At 67.4% G+C, this 23302-nt stretch carries 21 protein-coding genes; 12 read left to right on the forward strand and 9 right to left on the reverse strand.

Annotation, left to right across the window (positions count from 1 at the left end):
• Positions 1-294: 294 nt before the first annotated feature.
• Positions 295-843: a hypothetical protein gene (locus ABZ345_RS31650; RefSeq protein WP_359856741.1), complete on the reverse strand. Its 549-nt coding sequence runs from the start codon at positions 841-843 to the stop codon at positions 295-297.
• Positions 844-1592: 749 nt separating this feature from the next.
• On the opposite strand from ABZ345_RS31650, the gene lanKC reads away from it, so the two are divergent.
• The 4 genes from lanKC to ABZ345_RS31670 all read left to right on the forward strand — a co-directional run bounded on the left by lanKC (position 1593) and on the right by ABZ345_RS31670 (position 7831).
• A complete protein-coding gene (lanKC, locus tag ABZ345_RS31655; protein WP_359856743.1) occupies positions 1593-4160 on the forward strand; it encodes a class III lanthionine synthetase LanKC in 2568 nt (855 codons plus the stop codon).
• A gap of 39 nt (positions 4161-4199) precedes the next feature.
• The gene (locus tag ABZ345_RS31660; RefSeq protein WP_359856746.1) at positions 4200-4358 is read left to right on the forward strand and encodes a SapB/AmfS family lanthipeptide; all 159 of its coding nucleotides are present in this window, start codon (positions 4200-4202) and stop codon (positions 4356-4358) included.
• A 141-nt stretch (positions 4359-4499) separates the two neighbouring features.
• Positions 4500-6113, forward strand: a complete 1614-nt coding sequence (locus ABZ345_RS31665; RefSeq protein WP_359856749.1) for an ABC transporter ATP-binding protein — start codon at positions 4500-4502, stop codon at positions 6111-6113.
• Positions 6113-7831 carry an ABC transporter ATP-binding protein gene (locus tag ABZ345_RS31670; protein WP_359856752.1) on the forward strand — a complete coding sequence of 573 codons (1719 nt, stop codon included), beginning with the start codon at positions 6113-6115 and terminating at the stop codon, positions 7829-7831. The genes ABZ345_RS31665 and ABZ345_RS31670 overlap by 1 nt, the downstream gene beginning before the upstream one ends.
• A gap of 16 nt (positions 7832-7847) precedes the next feature.
• Here the strand turns inward: ABZ345_RS31670 and ABZ345_RS31675 are convergent, their stop codons facing one another.
• Both ABZ345_RS31675 and ABZ345_RS31680 read right to left on the reverse strand, forming a co-directional pair.
• A complete protein-coding gene (locus ABZ345_RS31675; protein WP_112263647.1) occupies positions 7848-8351 on the reverse strand; it encodes a DUF3145 domain-containing protein in 504 nt (167 codons plus the stop codon).
• 200 nt (positions 8352-8551) lie between these two features.
• Positions 8552-9898 carry a S8 family serine peptidase gene (locus ABZ345_RS31680; RefSeq protein ID WP_359856755.1) on the reverse strand — a complete coding sequence of 449 codons (1347 nt, stop codon included), beginning with the start codon at positions 9896-9898 and terminating at the stop codon, positions 8552-8554.
• Positions 9899-10041: 143 nt separating this feature from the next.
• On the opposite strand from ABZ345_RS31680, the gene ABZ345_RS31685 reads away from it, so the two are divergent.
• From ABZ345_RS31685 to ABZ345_RS31695, 3 genes are read left to right on the forward strand one after another with little or no spacing between them, the layout of a single operon-like run.
• On the forward strand, positions 10042-11277 hold the full coding sequence (locus tag ABZ345_RS31685) for a hypothetical protein (RefSeq protein WP_359856758.1): 1236 nt from the start codon (positions 10042-10044) through the stop codon (positions 11275-11277).
• A 12-nt stretch (positions 11278-11289) separates the two neighbouring features.
• On the forward strand, positions 11290-11649 hold the full coding sequence (locus ABZ345_RS31690) for a VOC family protein (RefSeq protein WP_359856760.1): 360 nt from the start codon (positions 11290-11292) through the stop codon (positions 11647-11649).
• Positions 11650-11670: 21 nt separating this feature from the next.
• A complete protein-coding gene (locus ABZ345_RS31695) occupies positions 11671-13011 on the forward strand; it encodes an NAD(P)/FAD-dependent oxidoreductase (protein ID WP_359856763.1) in 1341 nt (446 codons plus the stop codon).
• Here the strand turns inward: ABZ345_RS31695 and ABZ345_RS31700 are convergent.
• From ABZ345_RS31700 to ABZ345_RS31710, 3 genes are all read right to left on the reverse strand, one after another.
• Positions 12999-13619, reverse strand: a complete 621-nt coding sequence (locus tag ABZ345_RS31700; protein ID WP_359856765.1) for a TetR/AcrR family transcriptional regulator — start codon at positions 13617-13619, stop codon at positions 12999-13001. The two genes, ABZ345_RS31695 and ABZ345_RS31700, sit on opposite strands and share 13 nt — an antisense overlap.
• Before the next feature lie 95 nt (positions 13620-13714).
• On the reverse strand, positions 13715-13933 hold the full coding sequence (locus tag ABZ345_RS31705) for a DUF6343 family protein (RefSeq protein ID WP_359856768.1): 219 nt from the start codon (positions 13931-13933) through the stop codon (positions 13715-13717).
• A gap of 1 nt (position 13934) precedes the next feature.
• Positions 13935-14537, reverse strand: a complete 603-nt coding sequence (locus tag ABZ345_RS31710; protein WP_359856771.1) for a hypothetical protein — start codon at positions 14535-14537, stop codon at positions 13935-13937.
• Between the two features lie 135 nt (positions 14538-14672).
• Here ABZ345_RS31710 and ABZ345_RS31715 point away from each other — a divergent pair, with 135 nt between their 5' ends.
• The 3 genes from ABZ345_RS31715 to ABZ345_RS31725 all read left to right on the forward strand — a co-directional run bounded on the left by ABZ345_RS31715 (position 14673) and on the right by ABZ345_RS31725 (position 20113).
• The gene (locus ABZ345_RS31715; protein ID WP_359856774.1) at positions 14673-15101 is read left to right on the forward strand and encodes a MarR family transcriptional regulator; all 429 of its coding nucleotides are present in this window, start codon (positions 14673-14675) and stop codon (positions 15099-15101) included.
• 91 nt (positions 15102-15192) lie between these two features.
• Entirely contained in the window at positions 15193-17460 is a 2268-nt protein-coding gene (locus ABZ345_RS31720) for an AAA family ATPase (RefSeq protein WP_359856776.1), read from the forward strand.
• A 16-nt stretch (positions 17461-17476) separates the two neighbouring features.
• Entirely contained in the window at positions 17477-20113 is a 2637-nt protein-coding gene (locus ABZ345_RS31725; protein WP_359856779.1) for an NACHT domain-containing protein, read from the forward strand.
• A 38-nt stretch (positions 20114-20151) separates the two neighbouring features.
• Here ABZ345_RS31725 and crcB read toward each other — a convergent pair whose 3' ends face one another.
• From crcB to ABZ345_RS31740, 3 genes are read right to left on the reverse strand one after another with little or no spacing between them, the layout of a single operon-like run.
• The gene (crcB, locus tag ABZ345_RS31730; protein ID WP_359856782.1) at positions 20152-20490 is read right to left on the reverse strand and encodes a fluoride efflux transporter CrcB; all 339 of its coding nucleotides are present in this window, start codon (positions 20488-20490) and stop codon (positions 20152-20154) included.
• A complete protein-coding gene (locus ABZ345_RS31735; protein WP_359856784.1) occupies positions 20487-20837 on the reverse strand; it encodes a CrcB family protein in 351 nt (116 codons plus the stop codon). The genes crcB and ABZ345_RS31735 overlap by 4 nt, the downstream gene beginning before the upstream one ends.
• 4 nt (positions 20838-20841) lie before the next feature.
• Positions 20842-21285, reverse strand: coding sequence for a MarR family transcriptional regulator (locus ABZ345_RS31740; protein WP_359856787.1), 444 nt, complete (start codon positions 21283-21285; stop codon positions 20842-20844).
• Between the two features lie 57 nt (positions 21286-21342).
• Between ABZ345_RS31740 and ABZ345_RS31745 the strand changes: the two genes are divergently transcribed.
• Together ABZ345_RS31745 and ABZ345_RS31750 are read left to right on the forward strand one after the other, a co-directional pair.
• Positions 21343-22377: an MFS transporter gene (locus tag ABZ345_RS31745; protein WP_359856790.1), complete on the forward strand. Its 1035-nt coding sequence runs from the start codon at positions 21343-21345 to the stop codon at positions 22375-22377.
• A 74-nt stretch (positions 22378-22451) separates the two neighbouring features.
• Positions 22452-23255: an SAM-dependent methyltransferase gene (locus ABZ345_RS31750; RefSeq protein ID WP_359856793.1), complete on the forward strand. Its 804-nt coding sequence runs from the start codon at positions 22452-22454 to the stop codon at positions 23253-23255.
• Positions 23256-23302 lie beyond the last annotated feature (47 nt).

Here is a 23302-nt window from a genome sequence, read left to right on the forward strand (position 1 = left end):
AGGCGTGCCATCAACCCGCAAGCGGCGCTGGCTGGTCTTTGATCAGATTGGCGGGGTCCGGGGCGGAGCCCCGCGCCCTAAACAGGACACGCCCAGAGCAAGGTGACCACCCGCCCGGTCGCGTCTCGCACGGAACGTGACTCGCTCAACGCAAGGCGACCACCCGCCCGGTCGCGTCACGCACGGAACGTGACTCGCTCAACGCAACGCGCCCCACCCACAAAGCCGCGGATCACACGGAACGCAACTCGCCCAACGCAAGCCGACCACCCACCAGGCCGCGCCCCACCCGCGTCAGCACTTCTCCATCTGAGGAGTCCGGTTCTCAGGCGCCTCATCCACCTTGAGCTCCCCACCCTCCCACACCATCACATAAACAACCCGCCACCGAATACACCGCTCCGGCAACGCAACCGGCGCTTTCGCAACGTCCTGAATGGACACGAACGAGATCAACACCCGCAACCGCCGAGCCACCACATCGGACTCGATCCGCTGCACCACCACCCCACCATCCCGGGTGGTCTCATACGCAGCCGTCCAAGTGGACTCAACAGCCTGCGAAACCCGCCGCGAAGACACCACCGACCGCCATGCCGCGAAGTCCCGAGCGTTGATCGCGTCGAAGAACTTCTGCAGCACCGCCTGCACAGCGGTCCGATCGGGGTGGAAGAACGAGTCAGGACTCAACCGAACCTGAGCGACCCCGGGCAACGGCTCCCCGGACACCGAAGACGAGGGCACCACAGGCTCCCCCTGAGCCTCGGCCGGCCGCGAGTAGACCGTCCGCCCCACCATCCCGGCGGCCACCGCGGCACCGGTGATCACCACCACTGCCGGCACCAACCAACGGCTAGCCACACTCCCCACACAGGCAGCCTAGCCGCCCGCCCAGTCACCCAGCCCACGCCGCCAACCACACAGCCCACGCCGCCAGCCACTCACTCAACCCACGCCGCCAGCCACACGGCCCACGCCGCCAGTGACACGGCCCACGCCGCGCAACTGCCGCACCCCCGCGCGCATAACGAGGCCCACTCACAAAGGGTTCGTTGCATCGAAACATAAACCTTCACCCGAAAGACTACATTCGACACAGATGCAACTTGCATGTAGCAAGACAATGATTGCTACATAAAGCAGGAAACGCAATCTCATACTCCGAATGAGTTCTTTCGGGCTACCCCATACCGCCGATCGGCCGTACTAAACGCGCATTTGTAGCGTTTAGCAGCTTCACTCGAAAAGAGCACACAACACAGCGCGTGCATGACGGTTGCCAGCACCCAACTATACGTAGCGATCGACCTGGAATACCGCAGCTCACCGCTGTGCACCCATACGGAACGATACAGTGCCGTTTAGCATAATCCCAAGACGGGTGGGCTGACTGGCCACTCAGCAAACCTCGCAGCCGGGTGAGCTGGATCCAAACCTCGCCACGAAGCGTGACATACGCGCTGGTAACCGATCATCATTCGGACACGAACGGGCTACCCATATACCTCGAATGGCGGATTGGCCCTAGGCGCCGAATTGTGCGGAAATATGCCGCGTCAAACAAAACGCAAACGGGCCGAGGAGGGAATTCGGTGGACCTCAGATACGAGGCGTTCTGCTTCGCAGATCGACGGTTCTACGATCTGCAGAGCAGCACCGAAAGCGATCTCCCCGGCGACGACTTTTCGCGTGAGCTGCCCGAGCTCCCGGTCGACTGGGTGCAGATCGAGCGCAACGTGTGGCGTCACCTGCACCCCCGTGGAGTGCAGCTCCCCAAGCAGGGCTGGAAGATCCACGTCTCCGCTGGTCTCGACAACGCCGGCGCGGTTCTCAAGGCGACTTTCGACTACTGCGTCGAGCGGCGAATTCCGTTCAAGTACCTGCCGACGATCTCGGTCGTGCTGGCCCGCAACTCCAAGTACGCGCCCCGTGAGGGCAGCGGCAAGCTGATCACGATCTACCCGACCGGCACGGAGCAGCTCGAGCAGATCCTCTCCGAGCTCGGCGCGATCCTCGACGGGCAGCACGGCGCCTACATCCTGAGCGACCTGCGCTACGGCAAGGGCCCGCTCTACGTGCGCTACGGCGGGTTCTCCGAGCAGTGGCTCGAGGTCGACGGCCAGCAGGTGCTCGCGATCGAGGGCCCGGACGGCAAGCTCATCGCGGACAAGCGCAAGCCGGTCTTCAGCGTGCCGGAGTGGGTCGAGCTGCCGGAGTTCCTCGCGCCGCACCTGGCCGAGCGCAACGCCGGCGACCCGGAGCAGTTCCCGTACCAGATCAAGCGTTCGCTGCACTTCTCCAACGGCGGCGGCGTCTACCTGGCGACGCGCAAGAGCGATGGTGTGGAGGTCGTGCTCAAGGAGGCGCGGCCGCACGCCGGGCTCGACCGCGAGGGCCGCGACGCCGTGGCACGGCTGGAGCTCGAGCACGAGATCCTCACCAAGCTCAAGGGCGTCAAGGGTGTGCCGGAGGTGTACGACCGCTTCACCGAGTGGGAGCACCTCTTCGTGGCCATGGAGTTCATGCCGGGGCGCTCGCTCGGGCAGTGGCTCGGCCACAACTACCCCCTGACGCACAAGGAAGCGACCGACGAGACGCTCGCCGAGTACAGGGAGCGCGCGCTCACCCTCGTCGGCAAGGTCGAGGACCTCATGAACAGGGTCCACGAGCGCGGGGTCGTGTTCGGCGACCTGCACACGCTCAACATCCTGGTCGATGACGACGACGAGATCTCGCTGATCGACTTCGAGCTGTCGTCCACGATCGAGAACGTGCACCGGCCCACGCTGGGCGCGCCCGGTTTCCAGGCCCCGGCAGACCGCGAGGGCTTCGAGATCGACGAGCACCCGCTCGCCGCGCTCAAGCTGTGGATCTTCCTGCCGCTCAACACCGTGCTCGAGCTCGCCCCCGCGAAACTCCCCCAGCACGTCAAGGTCATCCAGCAACGCTTCGGGCTCTCCGGCGAGTACTGCCAGGCGATCATCGACGTGCTCGCCCCGCGCGTCGACCCGCCGGCCGACCCGGCGTTCACCGAGTTCGACGAGGACAACCCGGACTGGACGGTGGTGCGCAAGGAGATCGCCACGGCGATCCTGCACAGCGCGACGCCACAACGCCAGGACCGCCTGTTCCCCGGCGACATCGAGCAGTTCGAGGTCGGCGGCACGTGCTTCGGTTACGGCGCGGCGGGTGTGCTGCACGCGCTCGACGTCAGCGGTGAAGGCCGCTACCCCGAGCACGAGGACTGGCTGATCAGGACCGTCCGGCGGGACCCGCCGAAGCAGCCGGGTTTCTTCGTCGGCGCACACGGCATCGCACACGTGCTGGAGAACTTCGGCCATCACGACGTCGCGACCGAGCTCGTCGAGAGCTACGCCGCACTGGTTCCCGCCACGCAGGACCACGGGCTGAGCGCCGGACTGTCCGGCATCGGACTCAACCTGCTGCACTTCGCGGACACCCGCCACGACGACAGCTTCGCGATCAAGGCCGAGGAGCTGGCAGAACGGCTCGCGAAGCAGCTGGCCGACGTGCCAGGACCGGGCGACAAGGCGCGGGCCGGGTTGATGCACGGCTGGTCGGGACCGGCGTTGTTCTTCCTGCGGATGTTCGAGCACACCACCGAACGACGCTGGCTGAAGCTCGCGGAGCAGGCGCTCGAACGCGACCTGGCCGAGACGATGGTCGCGCTCGACGGCTCGCTGCAGGTGCGGGACGGCACGTTCCGGAGCCTGCCGTACGTCGGCATCGGCGGCGCGGGAATCGCGATGGTGCTCACCGAGTTCGCCGCGGTCGCGCCGGAACGCCCGTGCGTCGAGAAGCTGCCCGGACTGCTCAGCGGCTGCACCGGAGAGTTCGTCATCCAGCCCGCGTTCACGCTGGGCAGGGCCGGTCTGATGGCCACCCTCGCCCACGCGATCAGGACCACGCCGGACGAACGGCTCGAACGCTCGGTCCAGAAGCACCTGCGGGCACTCGGCTGGCACGCCGTGCGCTTCGGCGACGGGCTCGCGTTCCCCGGCGTGCAGCTGCGCAGGCTCTCCATGGACCTCAACACCGGTGGTGCGGGCGTGCTGCTCGCCATCGCCTCCACAGTGGACGGAAGTCCACCACTTCCCTTCCTCGGAAGGGCTCAGGCCCCGGTCCTCTCGGACCGGTAGCAGTAACCCCCGAAAGATCCTCTAAATAAGGAGATCATCATGGGCTTCATCCTCGACATGCAGGAGCTCGAGACCCCCGAGGCGCCGAGCAACGCGATGGCGTCGGGCGGCGGCGGTGGCGGCGGCTCCACGACCGCGTCCAACGCGTCGCTGCTGCTCCCGTGCTCGCACTCCACCGTCAGCCTGCTGGCCTGCTGACATCGCCTCAACTGAAACACCGCGGTGAGTGAGCGGCATAGGCGAAGTATGCCGCTCACCCGCCAACTGCAGGGCCCGGCAGCCGGCCAGCTGTCGGGCCCTCGCTCATGATGCGCCCTGACGACTCCCGGAGGAACAGCGATGGCCAAACCCGGTGACGCTCTGCTGTTCTCCACGGTCAGACGTGACTTCCGCCCGTGGTTGTTGCTCCTCAACGCCGCTGTGGCGACAACCGGTGGCCTGCTGCTCCCCACGGCGCTCGCGAGTGCCGTGGACATGGCGTTGAGCGGGAAGTTCGTGCTGGTCACCGTCCTGTGGCTGCTTCTGCTGGCAGGCACCGAGATCATCGGCGACGCGATCGGCATCGTGCTCGCCGCGAGCATCACCGCCCGTGCCACGGCGTGGCTGCGCAAACGGCTCTCCCGCCACCTTCTCGCGCTCGGTCATCCGTCCCGTTTCGCCGCGGGCGACGCAGTGAGCCGGTTGACCGGCGACTGCGGCAACGCGGGCAGCGTCGTGGTCACCTTGATGTCCTTGATCATCACCGTGGTGTCGTCGGTGGGCGCGATCGTGGCGCTGGCGTTGCTGGACTGGCGGCTCGCCGCCGTGTTCGCGGTGAGCGTGCCGCTGGCGATGTTCCTGGTGCGCACGCACATGCAGCTCACCGCCGACGACGTGCTGGCTTATCAGGAGGTCTCCGGCGAGATCTCGGCCCGCCTGCTCGACGCGGTGGCCGGCAGGCACACGATCGCCGCGGCGGGCATCGCCGACCGCGAGGCCGGACGTGTGCTGCAGCCGCTCCCCCGCCTCGCGGCCGCCGGCGGCGGCATGTGGCGCACCCAGGCGAAGATGATGTGGCGCGCGGGACTTCTGCTGCCCGTCGTGGAGCTGGCCGTGCTCACCGCCGCCGGTTTCGGCATTCTCGAAGGCAGGCTGAGCACCGGTGACGTGCTCGCCGCACTCGGCTACACCGCGCTCGGCATGGGCATCGTCGGCCAGATCACGCAGCTCACCGTGCTGGAACGCACCCGCGCCTCGGCCACCAGGATCGCCGAGGTCCTCGACACCCCGCCACCACATCGCCCCGCACTCCTCAGCAGCACGGGAATCGAGCTCCGCGGCGTCAGCGTCGACGGCGCCCTGCACGACGTCAGCCTCACGATCCCCGACGGCGCGTTCGCCGCGATCGTGGGCAGCTCCGGCGCGGGCAAGTCGACGCTGGCCGCGGTGCTCGGCGGACTGTCCCCAGTGGACAGCGGCACGGTGGCCAGAGACGGCGCGGTCGGGTACGCGTTCGAACGTCCGGCACTGCTCGGCACCACGATCGGCCGTTCCATCGGCTATGGAACCGACGCCGGCGAGATCCAGGTTCGTGACGCCGCTGTCGCCGCCCAGGTGCACGACGTGCTGATCCGCTTGCCGCAGGGCTACGAGACACCGGTGTCCGACGCTCCCCTGTCCGGTGGTGAGGCCCAGCGGATCGGCTTGGCGCGCGCGATCGTCCGCGACCCCGAGGTCCTGGTGCTCGACGACGCCATGGCCAGCCTGGACACGGTCACGGAAGCCAAAGTGGACGCGGCGCTGACAACGGCGCTACCAGGCCGGACACGGGTCGTCGTGACACATCGGCCGGCGACGGCAGCGCGTGCGGACGTCGTGGTGTGGCTGGAGAACGGCCGGCTCAGAGGTACCGGAACCCACCAGGAGCTGTGGGACGACGAGGACTACCGCGCCGTGTTCACCGGGGGCGAGTGATGCGTTTCTACCTCTCCACGCTGGCAGGACACCGCAGAGGCGTCCTGATCCTGCTCGGCTGGTCCATGCTCGAAGGCGTGCCCGCGTTCTTCGGCGGCAAGCTCGTCGGCACCGCGGTCGACAAGGGCTTCGCCGCGGGAGATCCGCTGTCCGGCGTCCTCTGGCTGCTCGCCTTCGCCGCACTCGCGGTCGCCGGAGCGCTCGGCCAGCGCCAGGTGTTCGCGAGGCTCGGCGACGTCGTCGAACCCATGCGCGACGCCCTCGTCACGCAGGTCGTCAAAGGTGTGCTGAACGACCCGACGCACCGCCGGACCCCGGACGCAAGCGCCGTGGCCATGATCACGCGGCACGTCGAGGTCGTCCGCGACGCCACCGCCGGCGTTCTGGTGCAGGCCCGTGCACTTCTGGTCACCACCGTCGCCGCGCTCATCGGTCTCGCGACCACGGCGGCCGCGCTGATCTGGCTGGTGGTGCTGCCGATCGTCGCGGCACTGGTGTTGTTCGCGCTCATGCTTCCCTCGCTGGCCAAGCGGCAACGCGACGTCGTGATGGCCGACGAACGCACAGCGGAAGCGGCCGGCGCGGTGCTCACCGGACTTCGCGACGTCGCGGCCTGCAACGCGTCCGAGGAGGCTTACGAGGACATCGCCGCGCAGATCGACCAGCAGGCCAGGGCCACCGTCAGCGTCGCCTGGGCGAACTCGTTGCGCGCCACGGTGATCGCGGTCGGCGGCTTCGCCCCGATCGTGCTGCTGGTGGCGTTCGCTCCCCCGCTCGTCGCATCGGGCCGGCTGACCACGGGCGCGGTGCTGGCAGCCGTCGTCTACCTGACCAGCAGCGTGAACCCCGCGCTGCACGGCCTGGCCCGCACCACCAGCACCGTCGTGATGCGGCTGATGGTTGCCCTCAAACGACTCCAGGAAGCCGCGCCGCAGGACGTCAAGGAGACCGGCGAGGAAACGCCGTCGAACGGCGAGTTCGTGCTGAAGGACGTCACGTTCGGCTGGAGCCCGGACGCGGAACCCGTGGTGCGCGGACTGTCGCTCAGCCTGCGTCCCGGCGACCACCTGGCCGTGGTCGGGCCGTCCGGCATCGGCAAGTCCACAATGGCCAGTCTGCTGACCGGCCTGATGCCACCGGACGGCGGTTGCGTCCTGTTCGGCGGCGCACCGGTCGACCTGGTGATTCCCGAGGTCCGGCACCACGCCGTCGCGCTGATTCCACAGGAGACGTACCTGTTCACGGGCACCGTGCGGGAGAACCTGACGCTGCTCGCGCCGTGGGCGACGGACTCCGATCTCGTCGAAGCGGTGAAAAAGGTTGGCGCCAAACCACTTCTGGACCGGCTCGGCGGCCTGAACGCGTCGATCGGCCACGCGGGCGAAGGGCTTTCCGCTGGTGAGGCGCAACTTCTGGCACTCGCGCGGGTCTACGTCACGTCCGCGAGCGTCGTGATCCTCGACGAGGCGACCTCACATCTGGACCCCGCGGCGGAAGCCAGGGTCGAACGAGCTTTCGCCCAAAGGGACGGCATTCTCGTGGTGATCGCGCACCGGCTGAGCTCCGCGCTGCGGGCGAACCGCGTGCTGGTCATGGACGGCGGCAAGCCCCTGCTCGGCACCCACGAGCACCTGCTCAAGACGTCCGCGCTCTACGGGCAGCTCATGCTGGCCTGGGATCCCACGCGCCACGAGGAAACCCCGCTGCCCAAACGGTAGCGGGGTCCACTCAGGACTATCCGACCCGATGTAGCCAGGTCACCGGCGCGCCGTCTCCCGCGCGCCGGAACGGTTCCAGCGCGTCGTCCCACGCCGCGCCGAGGAGCTCGTCGACGCCGTGCGCGAAGGACTCACCACCACGGGCTCTGACCGCAAGCGCGCGGAGCTGGTCCTCGTTGACCACGATGTCACCGTTGGCCGACGTGCGGGCGTGCCACAGGCCCAAAACGGGCGCGAAGCAGAAGCGCTCGCCGTCCTGACCGGGGGACGGTTCCTCGGTCACCTCGAAGCGAAGCATTGGCCACGCGCGCAGCGCAGCCACGAGTTTCGCGCCGGTACCGGCGTCTCCGGTCCATGCGCATTCAGCGCGCAACTGGCCTGGTGCCGCGGGTTGCGCTGCCCATCTGAGGTCGACTCGTTCACCGAGGGTGCCCGAGATCGCCCACTCGACGTGCGGACAGACCGCAGACGGCGACGAGTGGACGTAGACCACGCCACTGGTGCTGCCACGGGTGCTCACTGCTGACCTCCGCTACTCGACGAGGGACGTCTTCCCCTACGCCTTTGCCGAGTGAGGTGATCACCGTGAAAGCCCGTTCGCTGCATTCTGCCTTGACTTGAGCCATGTCCGCCATAAGAACCAGCTCGATCATCACCCGACCGGGGCAGATACAGGTCTTAAGTCCCGATCTCCCCGGCCGAGTGATGCGTGATCGTGATCTACAGAGCGTTTACCGCGGCGACGACGTCGACTAGACCAGTGCCCTTGTCGAACGACGACGTGTACGGACCCACGGGCTGGTAGCCGGTGCCGTACTTGTGGGCCGAGGACTTCAGCGCCCGCTCGATGTCGGCGGGGGTCGCGGAAGGCTTGGCCTGGAACAGCTGCGCGACGATGCCGGCGATCTGCGGTGCCGCCATCGACGTGCCGCTGATGGTGTTGTACGTGCCGAGGTCCAGCAGCCCCGGACCGTTCTGCGGGGCCAGGCCGGTCGAGCAGATCGGCAGGTACAGACGGCAGGCGGAGACGATGTTCTCACCGGGCGCCGAGATGTCCGGCCAGGTCGAGGGATCGGTCTTCAGGCCGCGCGACGAGAAGTCGGACACCGCGCCGTCACGGGTGCCCGTGCCCTGGTCGTTGTACGAGGCCGCCGAGATCACGCCGGGCGTCGGGTCGATACCGGGCGGGTTGGACAGGTTGGTGGTGCCGTCACCGCCGTCGTTGCCGTTCGCCCACACGACGACGACGCCCTCAGCCACGAGCTGACGCTGCAGCTTGACCGTCACCGACTCGGGGTCGAACGCACCGCCACCAGTCGGACCATACGAGTTGTTGATCACCTTGATCGGCGGGCACGTCGCCGCGGGCACGCCGGCGCCGCACGGGGCGTTGTGGTTCTCCAGCACCCAGTTCAGCGCGGCGTCCGCGCCGAGGATGAGGATCGCCGCGCCGGTCGAGATGACCACGCCCTTCGCGCCCGGCGCGGACCCGCCGACCTGGGTGCCGTCGGCGAGCTTGTAGGGCGTGCCGATCGCGATGCCGGTGACGTGCGTGCCGTGGCCGCCCAGCGAGGTCGTGTCGGTGTCGACGATGTTCGGCACCGGGACGATGCAACTGGTGTCCGTGGACCCGTCCGCGACGCAGAGGCTCTTCAGGCTGCGGACGATCTTGCCGCCGGCGAACGCGGGGTGCGTCGGGTCCACGCCCGAGTCGATCACCGCGACCGAGACGCCGGCGCCGGTCAGCCCGGAGGACTGCTGGGCCTCGGCGCTGCGCGTGGCGGTCGTGCCGGACGAGCCCAGGAACCTGGCCGCCCTCGCCACCTCGACGGTGCGGACGCCCGGCTTGGCGCGTGCCGAGGAGATCTGCGCGGAGGTGCCGCGAGCAGCGACGACGCCGATCTTGCGGAAGCTCGTGAGCTTCTGCAGACCGGCCGCCTCCACCGCCTGTTCGGCGGAGGTGAGATCAGTGCCGTGGACGTAGACCGTCGAGGTCGGCGCGGCCGTCGCGACAGGGGTTGAGGCGGCCACGAGCACTACAGCGAGGAGTGCGGCGCGTTTGAACATGGACCCTCCGTGAACATAGGCAGGCAATCCATCTAACGAGTGATCCACTTTCCGGTGACGGGTGTCACGCAACGTCTCGACTGGCTGCGGTCGATCGACCCCAGACCGCTACCGTGTCCCCCCGTGCGGAAAGGTGGGGTCTCGTGCGGCTGATCCGTCTGGGTGCTGAACCCTCGGCCATTGGGGCGGACATCCGCGCCGCCCTGACGGCGTGCGGCACGGGAACCTCGGCCCTGGGTGGAGTCGCGCTGATCGGCGTGCAGCCACCGGACTGCCCTGTGCCGCTGGACGCGATCGTCGTGCTGCCCAAGGGTGTTCTGGTGATCGTCGGCGTCGACCTGCCGGACCCGGCGGTGAAGCTCGAGGCACCGCTGGGCGGACAGTGGAAGATCGACGGGTGGCCGCTGGTCAGCCAGGACGGCGCGGCGAACCCGGCGACCGAGGCGGTGGCGGCGGCCACGGCGGTGGCGCAGCGGATCCAGGCGATGCGCGCGGAGCCGTTGCCGGTGAGCACGGTCGTGGCGGTCGGGCCGTTCGTGAGCCAGGTCGTGCAGCCCACCTCGGACCTGAACCGCGGCGTGCGGGTGCTACACCCCAAACCGTCCACTTTGCTCTCCGCGGCCCGTGAGCTCGCGACGTCCTCGGTGCTGTGCACGGCGGACCACGCGGTGAAGCTGCTCGCGATCCTGCAGACCACCGGTACGCCGCCGGACGCGCGGATGTTGCTGTCCGAGGGGTTCAGCGACGCGGTCTCCCCCGATCTCGCGGCCGCCAGCACGATGCTGATCCCGAAGATCCAGGCCGCGCCGTTGATCAGCAGCAAACGCTTGCCCACCAAGGTTCCGCTGCCGTACCTGGCGATCGGCGCACTGGTCGCGGTGCTGCTCATCGTCTGGCTGCTGGTCGCCCTGCCCGGCGACGACAAGCCGGCCGACGCGACGCCCGTGCCGTCGGCGACCCAGCCGACGACGGTGGTCGTGGACGGCACGACGTTCGTGCCCAAGGACGTCAAGAAGGACAAGGACTGCCAGGCCCAGGCGTTCGGTGACGCGAAGGCGTGGCTGATCGCGAACGAGTGCGGCCAGCTGCAGCGCGCCATCTACGAGACGAGCGTGCAGGGCAAGCAGGCCACGGTGCTGGTGGCGGACCTCGACCTGCTGGACTCGCCGAGCGCGACCGCGTTCCACAAGATCGTCACCGCGCCGGGGTCCGGCGGCGTGCACGGGCTCGACGGCAAACCGCTGGAGAACGCGGCGTTCGCGAGCGGCGTGAAGGGCTCCCACGTGCAGCTGGCGTTCGTGGTGTGGTCCGGCGGCGCGGGCGACCAGGCGCTGGACCCGATCGCGAAACAGGCGTTGCGACTGCCCGCCGCCCGGTAGAGGGTTGGGGGCATGATCGGACAACTTCGTTCTGTGGTGCTCGACTGCCCTGACCCCTCCGCGCTGGCGTCCTTCTACGAGAAGCTGCTGGGCGCCGAACGCCTGGCCGGTGGTGACGAGACCTGGCAGGTGATCGTCGCTTCCGGCACGCGCGTCGCGTTCCAGCTCGCTCCCGAGTACCAGCCGCCGACGTTCCCGGATCCGCACGGCTCGCAGCAGTTCCACCTCGACGTGCTGGTCGAGGACATCGAGGAGGCCGAACCTCGGGTGCTGGAGCTCGGCGCACGGTTGGTGCAGAAGGACAACGACGACACGTTCCGGGTCTACGCGGACCCCGTCGGGCATCCGTTCTGCCTCGTGTGGCTTTCTTGATCGAGGCCTACTGTGGCGGGCATGGACTTCGACGTCATCGTCATCGGTGGTGGCCCTGTTGGTGAGAACGTGGCGTGGCGGACGGCCGCGGGAGGCCTGTCCACCGCCATGATCGAGAAGGAGCTGGTCGGCGGCGAGTGCTCGTACTGGGCGTGCATGCCGTCGAAGGCGTTGCTGCGACCCGGTCACGCGCTCGCGGCCGCCCGGCGCGTCCAGGGTGTGAACGCCGGGTCGCTCAACCCCGCCGAGGTGCTGGCGCGGCGCACGAGTTTCACGTCCAACTGGGACGACTCCGGCCAGGTCAAGTGGGCCGAGTCGGAGAACATCACGGTCATCCGCGGTGAGGGTGAGGTGACCGGCGAGCGCGAGGTCACCGTCGGCAACGAGGTGTACCGGGCGCGCCAGGCCGTCGTCGTGTGCACGGGCAGCGTGCCGAAGATGCCGCCGCTGGAAGGCATCGCCGACACTCCTGTGTGGACGTCGCGGGATGCCACGTCAGCGCGCGAAGTTCCGGACTCGCTGGTGGTGCTGGGCGGCGGTGTGGTCGGCGTCGAGATGGCGCAGGCGTGGTCGCGGCTCGGGTCGAAGGTGACGCTGGTGGTGTCCGGCGACCGGCCGTTGCCGCGCCTGGAGGACTTCGCCGGGCCGCTGGTCGTCGAGGGTCTGCAGGAAGACGGCGTCGAGGTGTTGCTGAACGCTCGTGCGTCAGCGATCGCGCCGGGTGCGCTGACGTTGCAGGACGGCCGGGTCGTGAAGGGCTCGGAGATCCTCGTCGCGACCGGACGCGTGCCGGCGACCAAGGACGGCAAGCCGCTGACCATCGACGACAGCTGTCTGGTGTCCGGTGTGGACGGACGCTGGCTGTACGCGGCGGGTGACGTCACCGGACGGGCGCTGCTGACGCACCAGGGCAAGTACCAGGCGCGGGCGGCCGGCTCGGCGATCCTGGAGCGGTCGCGCGGGTTCGAGCCGAAGCAGTGGTCGGCCGGGCAGGCGTGGGCGGACCACGTGGCGGTGCCGCAGGTCGTGTTCACCGACCCCGAGGTGGCGTTCGTCGGGCACACCGCGGAGGAGGCGCGCAAGGCCGGTCGCGAGGTCAAGGTGGTCGACCTGGACATCGCGGTCGCCGGCTCGTCGCTGCACGCGGACGGGTACAAGGGCAGGACCCGGATGGTCGTGGACGAGCGCACGCGGACGCTGGTCGGCGTCACGTTCGTCGGCCAGGACGTGGCCGAGCTGCTGCACTCGGCGACCGTCGCGATCGTCGGGGAGGTCACCGTGGACCGGTTGTGGCACGCGGTGCCCTCGTACCCGACGATCAGCGAGGTCTGGCTGCGGATGCTCGAGGCCTACGGACTCTGAGCGACCTGACCGTCCAGGACTGATCCCAGCATTGTGGTGAGCAGTTCGTTCGCCGTGCCGACCACGTACGCGCGGTCGTCCTCGTCGACGCGTTCGGCGAGTTTGAACAACGCGTCCGCGGTCTGCACGGCGATCCGGAAGGTGAGCATCACCGGTGCGTCGCCGTGCGCGCCGAAGCGGTTGACGAACATCTCCGCCAGCCGTTCGGCCATGAGTTCGTACTGGTCGACACTGGAGTCGAGCCGGTGGCTGTCCAGCATGTCGCTGAACCGCACCCGGCCGAAGCCGGGCACCTCCGTCAGCATCCGCATGTAGACGCTGACGATCTGCGTCATGGCCTCACGCCACGTCTCGGCGAGGAGGTCCGTGGCGAACAGCTCCTCGACCTCGCGGAGATAGGTCTCCATCCCGCGAAGTGCCAGAGCGTGGACAACGGATCTTTTGTCCGGGAAGTACTGATAGAAGGAACCAATGGGCACTCCGGCCACATCGACGATGCGCGCCGTGGTGATGTCGTCGTAGTCGTATTCGTTCAGCAGGCTCGCACAAGCGTCCAGGATCGCGGAGACAGTAGCCGCGCCACGCTGTTGCACCGGCTGTCGACGCATCACCCTGGCTAACCTGCCTTTGGCCGGGTCTTCATGCACGCGAACATCTTTATCCATACGACCCGCTAAGCCCAAGCACAGGTTCCCGACAGGTTTCAGCCTGGATCTCCACGCCGTTTGCGGTGAACTACCCAACCGAAGTCCACAACGCAGACAACGGCGAGTAGTAAAAGCACGATCCCGAGCCACGCGAGGTCAGCTCTGAGTGCCAGCCACCCGGCGACCGAGTTGAAGACCAGGCCAAACCCGGCGAGCCACAACCGCAGCGTCAGAGCACTGCGCGGAGGTGCCGGGGGTGGCAGGTAGTCGCTCACCTCACCCGGTTTCCCTCAGCAGGGGTGCCTCAACCCGTCGCAGAGGCCTCGGAGGTTTCGTCACATAGGGCCTAACGAGACGCGTCAGGGCCAGACCAGGAGCGATGAGCGGGACCACGGCGGTCAGCACGGCGGCTGTGACGCCCGCTCGCATCACGTCCCTGGGCATGACGGCGATCTTGTCGACGACGAACGCCCTGCGGCCGGTGAGCGACACGGCCGCCAGGATGATCAAGAACACGACCATGCTGAGCATCGCGCGCTGGACCGCGTGTTCGTATCCGGCTGCTTCTCCCGCGATCAGCACCGCGAACCAGCCGGCGAGCGCGGGCAGCTGAGCCTGCTCGGTGGTGGCGGCCCAGCTCAGGCCGCCGAGGGTCGCGAGCCAGGCGAGAACGCTCTCCCGTTCCTGCGCCCAGATGGAGGCCGCGTCGAGGGGAATACCGGTCCAGGCGAGTACGCCGAGCGGGGTGAGGGGTGTGTCGGCGAGTTGGCCGAGCACCCAGGCGAGCGTCCACGCGGACAGCAGGACCGCGAGGACGAGCTGCCACCTCGGCCTGCGCACCACACAACGGGCGAGCCGGACGATCTCCGCACGCGTCATACCCCCACCATGCCGTTCCCAGGTGGTTTGCGGAGAAACGTCACCCCAACGCTCACCCTCCTGGACCTCCGCCAGGGCGGTTGATCACGCAGCGCTATCCACGATCGGGGGACAGATCTTTTCTATGCTGAGGACATGAGCATTGATCAGCTTCTGCGGCTGCCCAGCTACCTGATGCTCCAGCTGGTCAGGGAAGCCCGCCGGCTGGCGCGGGGCGACCTGCGTCCGCCGCACGTGACGGTGCTGGCGTTCCTGGCCGAGCAGGAGGCGGTGGCGCAGAAGCGGATCAGCGACGGCGTGCGGATGGACGCCAGCGACCTGGTGTCGGTGCTCGACGATCTCGAGGGACGTGGGTTCGCCCAGCGCAAACGGGACGAACGAGACAGGCGCCGCTTCACCGTGTCGATCACGGACGCGGGTGTGCGGGCCCTGCACGAGCGACTGGAGACGGCTCGTGCGCATGAAGAGGAGCTGCTGGCGCCGTTGACCGTGTCCGAGCGCGTTGAACTCACCACACTGCTGCGGAAGGCGTACCTGCATCACACTGACTTGCGTGTAGATTAGACAGTCTGCGCTCACACGAACGGGGTGCGGGCAAGGAGATGCGGAACGGGATTAAAACCCGACGCCGCATTATATCGAGAAATGAGGCAAGTTGTCAAGCCCCTCCGATGACCTCCGGCTCGCCGAAATGGAGCCGGAGCAGGAATACGTGGCCATGTTGTACGGCCGGCTCGACGACCTCCGTGAACAGACGTCGAAACGACTCGCACAATCGTTGCGACAAACTGGCGGCACGCACCAGATGCGGTCAGAACGCGACACCTCGGTCGCGATGTACACAGATCAATTGGCTCAGTACAGCGCGGTGGAGAACGGGCTCGCGTTCGGCAGGCTCGATTTCCACAACGAAGACCGCTTCTACATCGGCCGAATCGGTCTGTTCGACGAGGACAAGGAATACGAGCCGCTGCTGATGGACTGGCGCGCTCCCGCCGCCAGGCCGTTCTACCTCGCGACCGCCGCGTCCCCGGACGGCGTGCGCCGGCGCCGCCACCTGCGGACCCGCTCGCGCAAGGTGATCGGCCTCGACGACGAGGTGCTCGACATCAACTCGGCCGACGTGTCCCGCAGCGAGTCCCTGACCGGCGAGGCGACGCTCCTGGCGGCGTTGAACGAGTCGCGCACCGGCCAGATGAGCGACATCGTCGCGACGATCCAGGCCGAGCAGGACACCATCATCCGCTCCGAGCTCAACGGCGTCGTCGTCGTGCAGGGCGGTCCGGGCACCGGCAAGACCGCGGTAGCCCTGCATCGCGCCGCATACCTGCTGTATACACACCGTCGACAGCTGGCGAAACGCGGCGTTCTCGTGGTCGGCCCGAACACGACGTTCCTGCGATATATCAGTCAGGTCCTCCCCTCCCTCGGCGAGACAGGCGTCCTGCTGTCCACAGTCGGCGAGCTCTATCCAGGTCTGACGGCCACGGGTCGCGAGTCCGCGGAGGCGGCGGCCGTGAAGGGCCGCATCCAGATGGCCGACGTGATCGCCGCGGCCGTGCGCGACCGCCAGGAGGCCCCGCCGTCCGTCGAGATCCGCTTCGACAACGACACGCTGCGCCTCGATCGCCGCGCCATCTCCGACGCGCGGGGCAGGGCGCGCCGGACCCGCCGCCCGCACAACGAGGCCCGCCGCACGTTCGCCCGCGAGATCATCTCGACGCTGGCGGGAATGGTGGCCGGTCGCCTCGGCGGGCACCTGCTCGACAAGGCGGACATGGACGACATCCGCCGCGAGCTCCGCGAGTCGGAGGAGGTCCAGGCCGCGATCTCGTCGCTGTGGCCAGTGCTGACCCCGTTCTCGCTGCTCTCCGAGCTCTACGCGAACCCGAAGCGCCGCAACCGCGCGATGTCGCGGTTCACGCGCGAGGAACGCGACCTGCTGCAGCGTTCGTCGGACGACTGGACCCCGGCCGACGTCCCATTGCTGGACGAGGCGGCCGAACTGCTGGGCGAGGACGACTCGGAGGCCAAGGCCCGCGCCGAACGCCAGCGCCGCCAGGCCATCGAATACGCCCAGGGCGTCCTCGACATCCTCGACCTGGAAGACGACGCCGACCCCGACATCCTGATGGCCACGGACCTGATGGACGCCTACCGCCTGGCCGAACGCCACGGCGTGGACCGCTACGAAACCGCAGCGGAACGCGCCGCCGCCGACCGCACCTGGACATTCGGCCACATCATCGTGGACGAGGCCCAGGAACTCTCGGCCATGGCCTGGCGCACCCTGATGCGCCGCTGCCCGTCGAAGTCCATGACGGTCGTCGGCGACATCGCCCAGACCGGCGACATCGGCGGCGCCACCTCCTGGGACACCGTGCTGTCCCCGTACGTGCAGAACCGGTGGAGGTTGACCGAGCTGTCGGTGAACTACCGCACCCCGGCCGAGATCATGGAGGTGGCCGCAGACGTCCTCGCGTCCGTCGACTCCTCCCTGGTCCCGCCGACGTCCGTGCGCGAAACCGGTGTGCCGCCTTGGGTTTCCTCGGTGCCGTCACTGGTCTCCGAGCTCCCGTCTCTGATCTCCGACGAGGTCGCCGCCGTCGGTGACGGCAAGGTGGCGGTCATCGTGCCCGCCGCGCTGCTGCCGTCGGTGGGCTCGGCGATCGTTGCCGGGGTGCCGGGGTCGTCGATGGGCAACGACCTGGAGGAGGCGCAGGTCGTGGTGCTGGGGGTGACCGACGCCAAGGGCCTGGAGTTCGACTCGGTCGTTGTTGTCGATCCGGTTGGAATTCTTGGGGAATCTCCCCGTGGCGCTTCGGATCTGTACGTGGCGCTGACCCGTGCGACGCAACGACTCGGCGTCGTGCATACCGGCACACTGCCGGATGTGCTATCCCGACTGAAGGACGGTTCGTAGCGGATAGGAGACCCGGATGGCGAGCATCGAGTCAGCTGTCATCCGGGTCGTCGCCACCGTCAGCAACCAACTCTCACCCACGCTCAATCAGCTCGTTCCCGCCCGCTCCGCTGCCATCTCCCCACCCCTGCTCAACTACCTGGACTCGCCGGACTTCGCTGAGGTGACCAGGCAAGTCGTGCTGTGGCGCACGATGCGAGGTGATCTCGACTCTGGTCTCGCCGCCGACCTGCGCGAGCAGATCGTCCAAGGTCTACGCCTGTCCGGCGCCTCCGGTGATCCAAAGGAAGTCCTGGACGCCTTGACAGCTGTAGATCCGTTGAGTGCGAACGCACTCGACACCCAGACCGCGGTCGCGGTGGCACATCTGGCGACCGCAGCTAGGAACAACACACTCGTTCTCCGACGAGCAACATCACTGGAAGACTTCCACGAATACGCCCGGAAGCTGCGCAGGCCGATCGCTGCGATGCACGCCGTAATGCGATTACCCCACATCGGGGTCAGTAGATCCGTGCCATACGACGAGCTGTACGTGCGGCCGACGGTGAGGCTCAGCGTTTCTGTTGAGCAGCTGACGCTGCCGGGCAGGCGAACCGTGCTGCTCGGCAACCCCGGCGCAGGGAAGTCCACGCTGGCCAACAAGTTGACCTATGACGTGGCCAAGGCACCTGACGGCCGCGTTCCGTTCTTGCTGGTACTGCGCGACCACACCTCGTGGTTTCGTGAGGGCGGCCGGGAGCTGCTGAAGTACCTTAAGCATGTATGTCGCGACCCGTACAACCTCGCTCCGCCACGTGACGCTCTGGAATACCTGTTGCGCAACGGCCGCGCGGTCGTGGTGCTGGACGGACTCGACGAACTCGTCGAAACCGAGCTCCGCCGCCGAGTCGTCCGGCTGGTCGAGGGATTCGCACACCAGTTTCCGCTGACTCCCGTCGTGGTTACCGCGCGCAAGATCGGCTACGGCGAGGCACCGCTCAGCGAGTCGTTGTTCGCCAAGGGCACAGTGGAGGACTTCGCCCCAGACCAGGTATCCGAATACGCGGTGCGCTGGTTCGCGCTGGACGCGAGCACACCGAGCCACCAACGTCGGCAACTCGCCGATGCCTTCCTGCGTGAAAGCAAAACGATCGAAGATTTGCGGCGGAACCCGCTTCTGCTCGCGCTGTTGTGCGCCATGTACTCGAGCGAACACTACCTGCCGCACAACCTGGCCCAGGTCTACGAACGTTGCGCTCTCATGCTCTTCGACCGGTGGGACAAGATGCGCGGCATTTCGTTGCCAGTGCAGTTCCACGGCCGCCTGCGCAGCGCGGTGCAACACCTGGCGTGGCACCAGTTCACCGCGAAGAAATCCGGGGCGCCACAGCCTCGCAGCCGGATCGTGCAGTTACTTGCCGATTACCTTGAGTCCAAGTCCTTCGACGCTGATGAGGCGCTGGAGGCAGCTGAACACTTCGTGGAGTTCTGCACGGGACGTGCATGGATCCTCACAGACCTAGGAGCAACGCGAACCGAACCTCAATTCGGGTTCACCCATCGCACGTTCCTCGAATACTTCGCGGCTGAGCACTTGGTGCGCAAACACACCAGCGCCCAGGAGCTGTGGCAGGCGCTGAAGCCGAAGAGCGAGCAAGTCCCCTGGGAAGTGATCTCCCGGATCGCCTTGCAGCTGCACGACCGCAACGCCGAGGACGGCGCTGACGAGATTCTGCTCGCCGCATTGGCGGACGACGCCGTCGACTTCGCGACGGACGCACTCGGCTATGTCACGCCACGACCCCAGGTGATCGCGGAAATCGTCGCCAGGATCATCACGTCTGTTGTGGACAGCGATGCCTACAACCAAGGGCAACGCAAGGAGTTGCTGAGAAGGTCCCTGCAGGACAGTCTTCCCGCGAACACGTCGATCGTGAACCGGGCCGTTCTCCACCACGTCACCGCGATGTGTGACGCGCAGCATCCCGCAACCTCAAGTGTCGTGCGCTTATTGCTGGTCACCAGGTGGTTGGATCCCGAGTACCGCCCCGCAATACGCAACCTGCACCGCAAAGGCCTCGAAGAGGTGGAGAGGTTGCCCGACAACTGGCCGTGGCTGCCAGAGGTGGACACCCTGCTCGACCTCGTCAGCCACGTGCGTCAATGTGGCCCGAGCACATTGTTCGACCAGCACTCCTTCCTGGGCGAGTACATCCCCGCACCAGTTAGCTCACTGTTGTCCTTCAGCAACGTCACCCCGTTCGATCGAACCGACGCCGACCAACTCTCCGTCGTGATCGCGATCCACCTCACGCCTTGGATGTCAGGTAACCGCTGGCTGTCGGACTACGACCTGGCCTCGACGCGCAAACTCGTACCGCAGGGCAAGCTGCATACCGGGCTGACGGCGTTGCTGTGCCTGCCCTACCTGGAAATGCATGTAGACCACGGCCAGGCATTGCCTTTCCAGTCGATGGCGATCCACGAGCACCTGGCCGAAGGCCGGCGCGGGCACCACGCTCAGACCGTGGACGCCGAGTCGAACTACGGCCCGGTGCCAGCCGAAGTCGAGAACCTCCTGGACCTGTGGATGCGGAGGCAGTTCGATGTTTTCGACTGGCACAGAGATGAACCCGCGCTGCCCCAGCAAACTGGACCTGCCGATGATTGACCGGCTCATGCCTCATTTCGAGTAGAACAGCGCCGGGATCAGCCCGACAGACCCAGACCTGCAGCCGCCGCACCCAACCCCAACGCGACGCTGACCACGACGTTCAACAGTGCTGGGCGGTACTTCTCGGTCTCCAGCAGCTTCACCGTCTCGTAGCTGAACGTCGAGTACGTCGTGAGCCCGCCGCAGAACCCCGTCCCCAGCAACGGCATCCAGTCCGTACCAACGACAAGCCCGATCAGGAAGCACCCCACGACGTTCACCGTCAATGTGCCCCAAGGGAAATCGGACTCGTGCTTCGACTGCACGAACCGGTCGAGCAGGTACCGGCAAGGCGCGCCCAAGGCAGCGCCCAGAAACACCACCAGAGCCGTCATCGCGTCACCCGCAGCCCGAGAAACGCTGCCAGCACAGCACAAACCGGCGTCACCAGCAGCGCCCACGACCACGACAGCGCGTACGACGAGAAGGTCGTGAACCCGCCGAGAAGCCCAACCCCGAAGAAGGCGCGCACCAACGGCCGGGGAACCAATCCCATCAGCACGCCGATCAGGAACGACCCGAGCACGTTGATGACGAACAACCCCCACGCACCCGGCACCGCCAACGACAACCCGTAGCGCGCAACGCCTCCAAGCCCGCCGCCCAGCGACACCAAAGCCACGAACGGCAGGTGGAGCTCGGTGCGTTGGGCCGGGACGTGCAGGTCGACGTCCGGGTCCACCGGATCAGGCTGTGGGTTCGGCAAGGTGCTCGACCAGATGATCCAGGGCCTTCAGGGCGCGCACGACATCCTCGCGCTCGGAGGCCTCCAGCTTGCCCAGCGCGGCACCGATTCTCTTCTCGTGTTCGCGCTGCCACACGAGCAGCTGTTCGTGTCCACGGGGTGAGACGGATAGTCGTGCTACCCGCCTGTCCTTGGGGTCTCCGCCGCGCACGACGAGGCCTGAGTCGATCAGCTGGGACACCAGGCCGGAGACGGTGTTGGGGGCCAGGCGAAGGGCCGAGGCAAGATCGCCGACCTTCATCGGCGGGCGTTCCGCGAGGGTCTGCAGCAGTTCTACCTGCGCCATCGGCAGGGATTCCCAGGGCCAGTCCGCCCGGATGCTCGTCCGCAGCGCCCGGCGCAGGCGAGTGACGACGTCGGTGAGCGTGCGGGCTTCGTCTGACATGCAGAAATACTACTGAACTTCGAGCAATAGCTCTGGGTCAGATATAATCTGGATACGATGAACTGGTTCGTCACGGAGTCCCCCAGGCCGGCGTGGATCGCGCGCCGGTCGTATGCGCCGTGGCTGGTCATCGCGACGGTCTGCTTCGGGGCGTTCATGGGGCAGTTGGACGCCTCGATCGTCACGCTGGCGTTCCCCGCGATGGGTCAGCACTTCGCCGCGGATCCCGAGTGGATCTCGCTCAGCTACCTGATCACGCTCGTGGCGCTGCTCGTCCCAATGGGCAGGATCGCGGACCGGCTGGGCCGCAAGATCGTCTACATCTACGGCTTCGCGGTCTTCACCGGCGCGTCCATCGCGTGTGTGTACGCGCCGAGTTTCGACGCGCTGATCGCGGCCCGCGTCGCGCAGGCTGTCGGTGCGGCGATGTTGCAGGCCAACAGCGTCGCGCTGGTCACCACCGCGGTCGCGCCCGATCAACGACGCAGAGCGCTCGGCGTCCAGGCCGCCGCGCAGGCGACCGGGCTCGCCGCCGGGCCGATCCTCGGCGGGTACCTCACCGAGCACCACGGCTGGCAGGCGGTGTTCGCGATCAACGTGCCCATCGGGGTCGTCGCCATGATCGCGGGCCACTACCTGCTCCCCCGCACGAAGACCAAGCCGGAGAAGGCGAAGCCGGGCTGGAAGGTCCTGCCGGGACTGACGGGCGTGCTGCTCACGTACGCCGCGTTGTTCGCGCCGATGACGTTGCTGCCGTTCACGATGAAGCAACCGTTGGCGCACATAGGACTCACGACGGCCGCTCTGCCGCTCGGGTTCGCCGTCGCGGCGACGATGCTCCACAGACCGGGCATCAGGACCGGGGCGCTCATCACGGCGACGGCACTGATCATGCCTGTGCCACAGGTGCTTCAGCTCGTCGTCGCGGGCATCGGGCTCGGGATCATCGCGCCGGCCTGCACGAAACGGGTGATGAGCGCGCTCCCGGAGTGCTCGGCCGGGGTCGGGAGCGGGCTGGTCAACGTCGCGCGGGGGCTCGGGACGGCGCTGGGCGTCGCGGTCGCCACCGCGCTGGTTCACACTTTCCAGTGACGGCAGCGGGTTTCGATGGGCCAAAAGGGCTCCACCCCTGCCGCACGCGTGTGGCGCGTCAGTAGCCTGGGCGCATGTCTGAACGGGTGAGCTGGGTTCCGGACGGCGTCGACACGGGGAAGCCGAGCGCTGCTCGACTCTACGACTACCTGCTCGGTGGCGGGCACAACTTCGCGGCCGACAGAGCGCTGGCGGAGAAGTTCCTGCAGGCCCAGCCGAACGCGCGGACGATCGCGCGGCTGAACAGGGGGTTCCTGCGCCGGGCCGTGCTGTTCATGATGGACAACGGCATCCGGCAGTTCCTCGACCTCGGTTCCGGCATCCCGACGGTCGGCAACGTGCACGAGATCGCGCAGAAGGCCGACCCGGAGACCCGCGTGGTGTACGTGGACTTCGAGGAGGTCGCGGTCGCGCACAGCCAGCTCATCCTGGAGCACGACCCGCGCGCGACGATCATCCAGGAGGACATGACCCGCCCCGCGGACGTGCTGAAAGCCGCGGAGGGAAGCGGTCTCATCGACTTCACGCAGCCCGTCGGCGTGCTGACCTCCGGTGTCTTCCACTTCGTGCCACCGGAGGCCGATCCGCGCGCGATCGTGGCGGCGTACCGCGACGCCGTGGCTCAGGGCAGCTACCTGGCGGTCTCGCAGTTCACCCAGGACCTGCAGCCCGAGGAGATGGCCGGGGTCGTCGAGGTCATGAAGAAGAGCCAGAACCCGATGTTCCCGCGCACGAAAACCGAGATCGAGGGGTTCTTCGACGGGTTCGAGCTCGTGGAGCCGGGCATCGTGCCGCTGCCCCTGTGGCGGCCGGAGAGCACGAACACCGATGATCCGGACAAGGCGGGCATTTACGCTGCTGTAGGCCGGAAGGCCTAGCCGCTTGTCGATGTTGGCCCACGGGCGGTGAGTCCGTACGCTCTGTG

Source organism: Lentzea sp. NPDC005914 (assembly GCF_040629405.1).
Taxonomy (GTDB): Bacteria; Actinomycetota; Actinomycetes; order Mycobacteriales; family Pseudonocardiaceae; genus Lentzea.